The sequence below is a fragment of the Xenorhabdus littoralis genome (assembly GCF_033949345.1).
In the GTDB taxonomy this organism is placed as follows: domain Bacteria; phylum Pseudomonadota; class Gammaproteobacteria; order Enterobacterales; family Enterobacteriaceae; genus Xenorhabdus; species Xenorhabdus littoralis.
Genome location: NZ_VCDP01000045.1, coordinates 85,473 through 94,469 on the forward strand (window position 1 = coordinate 85,473; position 8,997 = coordinate 94,469).

General features: G+C 43.5%; 7 protein-coding genes and 1 tRNA gene. 5 read left to right on the plus strand and 3 right to left on the minus strand.

What is annotated here, in order from left to right; translation table 11 throughout:
• Positions 1–22 precede the first annotated feature (22 nt).
• The gene (gene lptM, locus FE394_RS12235) at positions 23–220 is read right to left on the minus strand and encodes an LPS translocon maturation chaperone LptM (protein ID WP_319926669.1); all 198 of its coding nucleotides are present in this window, start codon (positions 218–220) and stop codon (positions 23–25) included.
• A 78-nt stretch (positions 221–298) separates the two neighbouring features.
• Between lptM and cyaY the strand changes: the two genes are divergently transcribed.
• Positions 299–619, plus strand: coding sequence for an iron donor protein CyaY (gene cyaY, locus FE394_RS12240; protein ID WP_319926661.1), 321 nt, complete (start codon positions 299–301; stop codon positions 617–619).
• A 116-nt stretch (positions 620–735) separates the two neighbouring features.
• On the opposite strand, the gene FE394_RS12245 is transcribed toward cyaY, so the two are convergent.
• Positions 736–3,336, minus strand: coding sequence for a class I adenylate cyclase (locus FE394_RS12245; RefSeq protein ID WP_319926662.1), 2,601 nt, complete (start codon positions 3,334–3,336; stop codon positions 736–738).
• Between the two features lie 698 nt (positions 3,337–4,034).
• Here FE394_RS12245 and hemC point away from each other — a divergent pair.
• From hemC to hemY, 4 genes are read left to right on the plus strand one after another with little or no spacing between them, the layout of a single operon-like run.
• Positions 4,035–4,976 carry a hydroxymethylbilane synthase gene (hemC, locus tag FE394_RS12250; RefSeq protein WP_319926663.1) on the plus strand — a complete coding sequence of 314 codons (942 nt, stop codon included), beginning with the start codon at positions 4,035–4,037 and terminating at the stop codon, positions 4,974–4,976.
• Positions 4,973–5,713 carry a uroporphyrinogen-III synthase gene (gene hemD / locus FE394_RS12255; protein ID WP_319926664.1) on the plus strand — a complete coding sequence of 247 codons (741 nt, stop codon included), beginning with the start codon at positions 4,973–4,975 and terminating at the stop codon, positions 5,711–5,713. The genes hemC and hemD overlap by 4 nt, the downstream gene beginning before the upstream one ends.
• Before the next feature lie 20 nt (positions 5,714–5,733).
• Positions 5,734–6,900: a uroporphyrinogen-III C-methyltransferase gene (hemX, locus tag FE394_RS12260; RefSeq protein ID WP_319926665.1), complete on the plus strand. Its 1,167-nt coding sequence runs from the start codon at positions 5,734–5,736 to the stop codon at positions 6,898–6,900.
• A gap of 2 nt (positions 6,901–6,902) precedes the next feature.
• The gene (gene hemY / locus FE394_RS12265; RefSeq protein WP_319926666.1) at positions 6,903–8,108 is read left to right on the plus strand and encodes a protoheme IX biogenesis protein HemY; all 1,206 of its coding nucleotides are present in this window, start codon (positions 6,903–6,905) and stop codon (positions 8,106–8,108) included.
• 765 nt (positions 8,109–8,873) lie between these two features.
• Here the strand turns inward: hemY and FE394_RS12270 are convergent.
• Positions 8,874–8,950: transfer RNA gene (locus FE394_RS12270), tRNA-Pro, on the minus strand.
• Between the last annotated feature and the right edge of the window lie 47 nt (positions 8,951–8,997).

Genomic DNA, 8,997 nt, shown 5'->3' on the forward strand with positions numbered 1-8,997 from the left:
TTCCATTACCGACTGATTATTATTAAGCACCCGCTGGCGTGTGATTTTTTAATAAACCATGTTCTGGCATATTCTCTGGTTGTGATTTATTCACCGTATTCACAGGAGCCTGTGCCGCAAATGTTTCAGCCGGTGGAAAATAAAGGGGGCCTTTCAAGCCACAGCCAGTCAGGGAAAGTAATGTTATGATAGCCAGTGACCAACGGAGTTGTTTTTTCATCATATTAATGCCTGTGATTCATGCGCCAATACTCTCTATAATCGCAGCTAGGCCCTGAAAAGCAAATAGGAAATAAACATGAACGATAGCGAATTTCATCAATTAGCCGATCAATTGATGCTTCATCTTGAAGAGCAACTGGATAATTACGATGGCGACGCAGATATTGACTGTGAAACAAACGGCGGGGTAATGACTCTCAGTTTTGAAAATGGCAGTAAAATCATTATTAACCGTCAGGAACCTTTCCATCAAATCTGGTTAGCAACCAAAAATGGGGGTTACCATTTTAATTATCAGGATAACCAATGGATTTGTGACCGCAGTGGTGACAGTTTTATTTCCATATTGGGGCAAGCCATTACAGAACAGAGCGGCGAGCCATTCCAATTTTCGTGAACTTGAAAAATGAAAGGTTAATATCAATTATGCCATTTGCTATAACTGCCAATGGCATAGAGTCTCCCTTAAGATCAGACTATTAAGATCAGTTTATTAAGATCAATTTATTAAGATCAATAATGATACAGCGAGCTGTAAGGCTCATGAGTTCCGCTCACCCCTTCAAGACATTCATCTGTCGAATGTTTGATATCACTGGTTTCTGCATCATCCAGTGGAAACACCACGTCCACGAAGGGAGCTACATGAATTCTCTCACCTTTCTTAATGATTTGATAGAACTGCGGTAAGTTGAAATTGACAAAGCTGGAGCCATAAGTAAAACGATCGTGCGATGAAGAATAAAAACGACTGACATCCCGGACCAATTCTTCTTTACTTCCTTCACAATGGGAATAAATTTCTACCCGGTTAGATTCATCAAGAATATAGATATTAAATCCTTGTTCCTTTTCAATGTTTTCGAAAAAAAACTGGATAATTCCCTCACAGGCAAATCCATCTATTACCGACGGCAGATGTTTTTCTTTGGTATCAATTTTAACTGGCAAGCCATGCAGCTTAGTATTGGAAATCGCGCCATAGAATTCCACGGCATTTTCTAATTTTTGTACCGAAACGTTTAACCGCTCGAAGAATAATCCCCAGGTTTGGCCTGAAATACGCAGTGCCTTAAAGCGATTGGAATCTTGACGATTACTGGAAAGACGCAATTCTATACATTCTGAAATCAGTTGCTGGATACGGGTACGGATAAGCCCACGCATATGTTTGCTATAACAGAAGACTTCAACACCAGACGGAGGCGCAGCATCCCGGTGCATTTTACCCAATATGGTCTTCAGTGCTTCCAGTACAGATTGCTCACCATTGAAATGCAGGGTTCTCACTTCATTCCATGAGTTGCGGTAAAGTAAATCGATGCTCCCAACCAGACATTGCTGTAATTCACCAAAGCTGAAAACGTTCAGATTTCTCAGATCAAAATGAACAACTTGTTCGGAAAATGCGGTAGTCGGATCTTTTTCCAAATTAACAATAATCGCCAAGTGGCGGATTTCACAAGGACTATATAACGCTTTTGGTGCAGGCGCAGGTAAACGGATCGGGAAATGTGTTGCAATATCGTCTACCAAATCACAAAGTTTATCTCTGTCACACTGCGATTCCCCGTGACGAATGTGAATCCGGGTTTCTTTGGTCAACAAGCCATTGAAATATGTCCAGGAAACTAATTTATTCAGATAACGGTTAAATTCCAGTGGTTGATGCCCGATGATAGACTCTATCGTTGGCGCATGATTGTAAAGATACCAGCCACTGCGATTTACACGCCCCGGAGGCACATAAATGAAAGTCAGATTTTGTTCTGACAGATCCGGTGATATCTGAGGATTTACCAACGTAATTTTACCGGGTAATGCTTCAAAAGCCGCATACAATTTACGGGTCAATACACCAATATCTTGCGGACTGGCACTCACACTCAGGTTGTTACGACGGGCAAAGCGGATCAGATTGCGGTAACTTTGCATCATGGTATCGAGCAGTTCATTGTGGGCATCACGTACCCGCTCAATTTTCCAAGAATTGCGATTATTCAGCATGGCCAGTTTATTGTCTTCCCAACCCCATTCACAGACCAATTGGGACATGGCCTGACGACGCCATCCGGTACAGCCTTTATCATCCTGGCTTTCCAGCAATTTTTCGCAGACTTTCAGGTAAAAACAACGACGCGCCAGATCAAGGCGCGTAAGATCGTTAGTGGCTGTCAGATAACGGGTCACCCGCTCCAGCATCATGCTATAAGCATCAAGGCCAAAGGAAACAATCTCACCATCATGAAGATGTTGTTTCATTTCCATCGCCAGAAGTTTTCCATTGGGGTATTCCCATGAATAAGCTTCCAACAATAAGCTTTTCAAGACTGCCTTATAAGGGGAATCCACACTCTTGTATAATTGCCAAAGACTCGCCCCGAAATATTCTTCCGCTGACAGTTCACCCAAGCCGCCCAGATCCAGCCATTCATTTGGTGTCAGAACTCCCTGAGCATAGAGAGAGAGGACATATTCGTCATAGTGAGCCTCTTCTTCCACAGGAACCATCGCCCAGAGTAAACGTTTACCCGCCATACAAACGGCTGTACGATAAAATTCATCAAGTAGAAGAATATGTTGAGTTGAACCGCAGTCTTCTCCATTCAAACTGCCACAGGCATTATGCCGAAAACGGTTTTCATCGATCAGGAAAAAGGTGGCTTCAATCCCCAGTGAGGCGGCCCACTGTTCTATTAAGGTACATTTTTGCTCTAGTAACGCCTTCTCAACATTATCCAGCCAAGATTGATGACAAACCCAGATATCAATATCAGAAGAACAACTTTGCCCGATGGAAGAAGTACTGCCCATTGAATAAATTCCCGTAATCGGCAATTCACCATTAGGCGCCTGTGGCAAAATACCAACGGACTGGTTTTCCAGATCATTAATCCAAAATTGCTGAGTTTCATCAGAGGTAAAAAAACAGACGCCATGAGGAACGTCTCCTTTGATATAACCTGGCATCATTGGGTGGTGATAATGTAATAATACTGGAATTAAACTATAAACTTGCTTAAAAGCGGCACTCATTGAGTTAGTGGCGCGATCCAGCCTAAGTTGATTAATTGCATCCAGTCGCTGCTTCAGCGTTTCAATATAGAGATACAAGAGTTTCGCCTGATATCAGTCCAGTGCCTAGAGTAGTCCCCCTGTTTCCGATAGCAATGATATTACAAATAGATACCTGTATTATTTTTACAAAACTATTGCCGGAAACGTGATCAATTTAACACCTTGTGGTCAAAGCGTAAAGTCCGCAATACCATCTTTTCACTTCTTCCGCAATAGAAGAATTGCAATTAACTTGTTGTAAAATATTAAGTTAATCACGAAATAGACACAATAATATGTTTTTTAGGGGAGTATTATAGTTGATCATGTTTCATCTGAGGTTGTTAGATATTTAGGGGCTGTCAAGTATTGTCAATCACTGGGACTCTATAAATAATTCATCTCATGATATTTTTTAATTGTTAAATATTATCCTTCTATTTTTACTCTCAAATTAAAATTCCAATTATTATTCTGCTTTTAAATCAATCTGTTTGTTTATTTTATCTATTTTAATAAAATATTATTTTAAGATTTAAAATTATTTTTATTTTTTTAACCTTCATAATCCATCAATTTTACCCCATCGATTTCAAGTTACAGCACGACGGAAAACGAACAAATCTCAGGAAGGGCAACTCACTTAAACTTAGTCGCTGGAAAAAAAATCATTGAAATGTTAAAACTGGCACTATTTTCTCACTATTTGCTGGCTAATTTGTGGCTAAAAGGCCACTGTGCTCAATAGAATATCCATGACAATGAAAACCATTCGTATCGCTACCCGCCAAAGCCCGTTGGCTATGTGGCAAGCACATTATGTCCAAAAGCAATTGGAGTCCTTTCATCCTGAACTGAAAGTAGAGCTGGTTCCAATGGTCACTCGCGGGGATATTATCCTCGATACGCCCCTGGCAAAGGTGGGGGGCAAGGGGTTGTTTGTAAAAGAACTGGAATTAGCGTTGCTTGAAAAGCGGGCTGATATCGCCGTCCATTCCATGAAAGATGTCCCTGTCGAATTTCCCGAAGGTCTGGGATTGTCCACAATCTGCGAACGGGGTGATCCACGAGATGCGTTTGTTTCAGTAAAATACACCTCACTTGATAACCTGCCCGTTGGCAGCGTTGTCGGTACATCCAGTTTACGCCGTCAGTGCCAGATACGTCAGCTGCGTCCAGACCTTGTGGTTCGCGACTTGCGTGGCAATGTCGGCACCCGCCTGAACAAGCTTGATAACGGCGATTATGATGCAATTATCCTTGCAACAGCCGGACTGAAAAGGTTAGGTCTGGAAGATCGCATTCGTATGCCATTGGCACCAGAATTATTGCTGCCCGCCGTCGGTCAGGGGGCTGTCGGCATTGAGTGTCGTCTTGATGATCAGCAAACTCGTGAGTTGTTGGCTCCTTTGAACCACGCCAGAACAGAGATCTGCGTTCTTGCTGAACGAGCCATGAATACACGTCTGGAAGGAGGCTGTCAGGTTCCAATTGGCAGTTATGCTATCTGGCAGGGAGATAATATCTGGTTGCGCGCATTGGTTGGTGCTCCTGATGGCACAGTGATTGTGCGTGGTGAAAGAGTCATCGCACCAGAAGAAGCTCATCAGGCAGGTGTGGCATTGGCAGAAGAATTATTGGAAAAAGGCGCACGCCAGATTCTGGCCAGCGTATACCAGAGGAATCTACCTGAATGAGCATTTTGATCACCCGCCCTGCCCCCGCAGGAGAGGAGTTGGTCAAGCGACTGCTGGCGGTGGGAAAAACAGCCTTCAGCGCACCACTCATCGAAATTTATCCGGGGTGCGATTTGCCATTGCTGTCACAAAAACTGCAATGGCTGTCTGCGGGAGATCTGGTTTTCCTGTTATCAAAAAACGCCGTTCATTATGCTAATGAGCAGCTTAGCCAAGAGGGTCAGTCATGGCCTGATAAGCTGTCTTATTATGGTATCGGTAAATCAACTTCTCTGCACTTTCACCAACAAACGGGTCAGGAGATCATTTGGTCAGAAGAAGGTGAAACCAGTGAAGATCTACTGCAACTCCCGGCTTTACAGCAGATGGACAATAAAAAGATTTTATTGCTCCGGGGCAATGGTGGTCGTGAAGTTATTGCCTCAACGTTACGGATGCGGGGAGGAAAAGTGGATTACTGTGAGTGTTATTCACGACGACCAGTTAAATACCCTGCCGCCGATTTCAGTCGTCACTGGCGGCAATGTGGTATAAAAACCATCGTTGTAACAAGTGGCGAAATGCTACAACTGTTATATAACTTAGTAACTGACAGCGATGGAAAAGCGTGGTTATTGGGTTGCGGCCTGATTGTGGTCAGCGAACGCCTTGCCAATATAGCCCATGAATTAGGTTGGCAAGTAATAAAAGTAGCCAAGAGTGCAGATAATGACGCCTTAATGCAGGCGCTGGAATAAACCAATATGGGATGTCCATTATGACGGAACAAAAGCAATCCACCGAAGCGGTTGAGACAAAACACCCTCAGCAGCCTGAAACTGCTCCCCATAAATCCAAACGCTATGGATGGGTAGGTACGACTCTCTCAATCGCCATTTCTCTGGCGGTAGGTGTTGGTGGTCTTTACATTTATTATCATCATAAGCAGCAGAATGCGGCATTAAACACCGAAAACACCGCCCTTCAACAACAGATTGCCTCGCTGACACAACAGCAGTCTGCCGATAAACAGAATTTTGACGCTAAGTTCGAAGAACTAAACACCGCCTTACAACAAGCTAACTCACAAAACCAGCGGTTAGATAACCGTATTGAGGAACTGCACTCTCGTGTTGCAGTACTTTCCAATACGAATATCGAAAACTGGCGACTGGCGCAGGCCAATTCTCTTGTTAAGATGGCTGGCCGTAAAATATGGAGTGAGCAAGATATCACCACCGCCATCGCTTTGCTGAAAGACGCTGACCAAAACCTTGCTGAGATGGATGATCCCAGCCTGTTCTTTGCACGCGAAGCTATCATGGCAGATATAGATTCGCTGACCAAAATAAAACAGATTGATTTAGAAGGTATTATTCTGACCCTGAATCAGCTTTCAAACCAAGTCGATAACTTACGTCTGGAAGATAAAGTTGAACAGGGCGCGCCAATGGAGAAGAACAATCGTGAAATCACGGCATCACTCTCGGATTGGAGTAAAAATCTGCGCAACAGCCTGAGCAGTTTTATGGATAATTTCATTACCATTGCTCCTCGTGATAACAACAAAGAAGCATTGTTGGCGCCTAACCAAGATATTTATCTGCGAGAAAACATCCGTTCTAAGCTGCTGATTGCAGCACAGGCAGTTCCCCGCCATCAAGCAGAAATTTACAAGAAAGCATTGGGATCTGTTGGTGAGTGGGTCAGAACTTATTTTGCTACTTCTGCTCCTGATACAATCAGTTTTTTAAATGATGTTGATTCACTGGAGCAGAAACCGCTTTCTGCTGATGTTCCTGAACATTTGAGAAGCCAATCGATACTGGCCGATCTGGTGCGCAAGCGTATCTACAGTTTACCGAATTCCGTACCATCTCAGACAAAACCTCAACCTAATTCTCAGCCAAAAACTGAGGAAAAAACATCCATTGAGGAGAGCTGAGCATGCTAAAAGTATTATTACTGTTCATTATCCTTATTGCCGGTATCGTACTTGGCCCTGTGCTATCAGGTCATCAAGGGTATGTTTTGATCCAAACGGACAGTCAAAATATCACTACCAGCATTACAGCTCTGGTGATTATGTTCCTCTTGCTGCAATTCCTGCTGATTTTCATCGGTTGGTGCTATCGTCGGTTAAAACGCACCAGCACATTTACCCATAGCTGGGTATTTGGCGGATACAAACGCAGTCGGGCTCGTTCGCAAACCAAACAGGCTCTGCTTAAACTCGCCGAAGGAGATTTCAAGCAGGTTGAACACCTAATGACCCGCAACATTGATCATGCGGAACATCCTGTCGTGAACTATTTGCTGGCAGCTGAAGCCGCCCAACAGCGCGGGGATTATTTCCGTACCAATCAATATATTGAACGTGCCGCAGAAGTTGCAGATAAAGATCAACTCCCTGTCGATATTACCCGTGTACGTATCCAATTGGCGCAAGGCGAAATTCATGCCGCACGGCATGGTGTGGATAATCTGCTGAATCGCGCCCCTCGCCATCCTGAAGTATTACGACTGGCTGAACAGGCTTATTCTCTTTCAGGCGCTTATCAATCGCTGATTGATATTTTGCCTTCAATGATGAAAGTTGACCTGCGCAATGAGGAAGAAATCCTTAAAGTGCGTCAGCAAGCCTATATCGGGTTAATGAATCAAGTCATGGCAGAAAAAGGCAGCGCTGGCCTGAAAGTATGGTGGAAAGATCAAAACCGAAAAATTCGCCATGATATTGCTCTACAAGTCGCCATGGCCGAGCATTTGATTGAGTGCAATGATCACGATATGGCCCAGCAAATCATTCTTAATGGATTAAAGCAGCAATATGATGAACGTCTTCTGCTCCTAATCCCACATCTTAAAGCCAATGATGCTGAGGGCGTACAAAAAGTGCTTGCTCATCTGTTAAAGCAGCATGGTGCAACACCGTTACTCAACAGTACCATGGGGCAGGTTGCCTTGCGTCACGGAGAATGGGTAAATGCTGAAACCGCATTTAAGGCCGCTCTTGCACAGCGTCCGGATGCCCACGATTACGCATGGCTTGCCGACGCACTCGACAGATTGCAGAAACGCGAAGAAGCAGCCCAAGCCCGCAGCCAAGGCTTTATGCTGACCTTGAAACGCGAGAGCGACATCGAAGCATAAAATCGCTCTGCTTCAACCCCCATTTCAAGCTACAGGGAGGTGGCAAGAAAACGAATCTTCAATCACATAGTTAGCAAATGATCAGCAAATAGTTAGCTATGTGATTAGGATAGGGGGTAGAGATCGCGGGCAAAAAAAAACACCTATCAAAAAAGACAGGTGTATAAATACAATCAGGTCTACAGACGGATAGTGCCTCACTCAACGTTGTGTCCGGTTTGTGATGAAAAGACAATAATGCTTACTCATCTATAACGTGGACCATAGGCACTGACAATCAGCTCTACATCATCCCGAGGTTTATGAAGATAATACTGTCATAAGGAGTGGGATGAGTATCTACAGATTTAGATAAAGCATGTTTCATGCCAACTTTTGTCAATCAAGATAAATTTCTCTTACCCTAGCCCCGACTGAATTTCTATAAGTGATATCAAACCTTTCAGCTTAACGCCTCAAAAATACCGTCTCCCTTTTGAGACGCCCTTTAAGCCGTTTAGATATAGACAATAATAATCAATGAGTTATACGTCTCCAATTTGAGACATTTGATAGCATGGTTTGTCGTTGAAATACAACACAAACATAAAAATAGCTTTTAAAACAAGTTATTAAAACATGAATAAAAGCCATGAAGTTTAGTATTTCATGTTAAGGAAGGTATAAAGGAAATAAAAGGAATAAAGGGAATAAGGAAAAATAAAAGGGAAACTAAAGGAAAAGCAAAAAGAAAAAGCCCCGCTATTGCGGGGCTTTCTCAGAATTTGGTCGGCGAGAGAGGATTCGAACCTCCGACCCACTGGTCCCAAACCAGTTGCGCTACCAAGCTGCGCTACTCGCCGAAATGCGTTGTTTAACTCTCTTTTTTATGGTGCGAAGGGGGGGACTT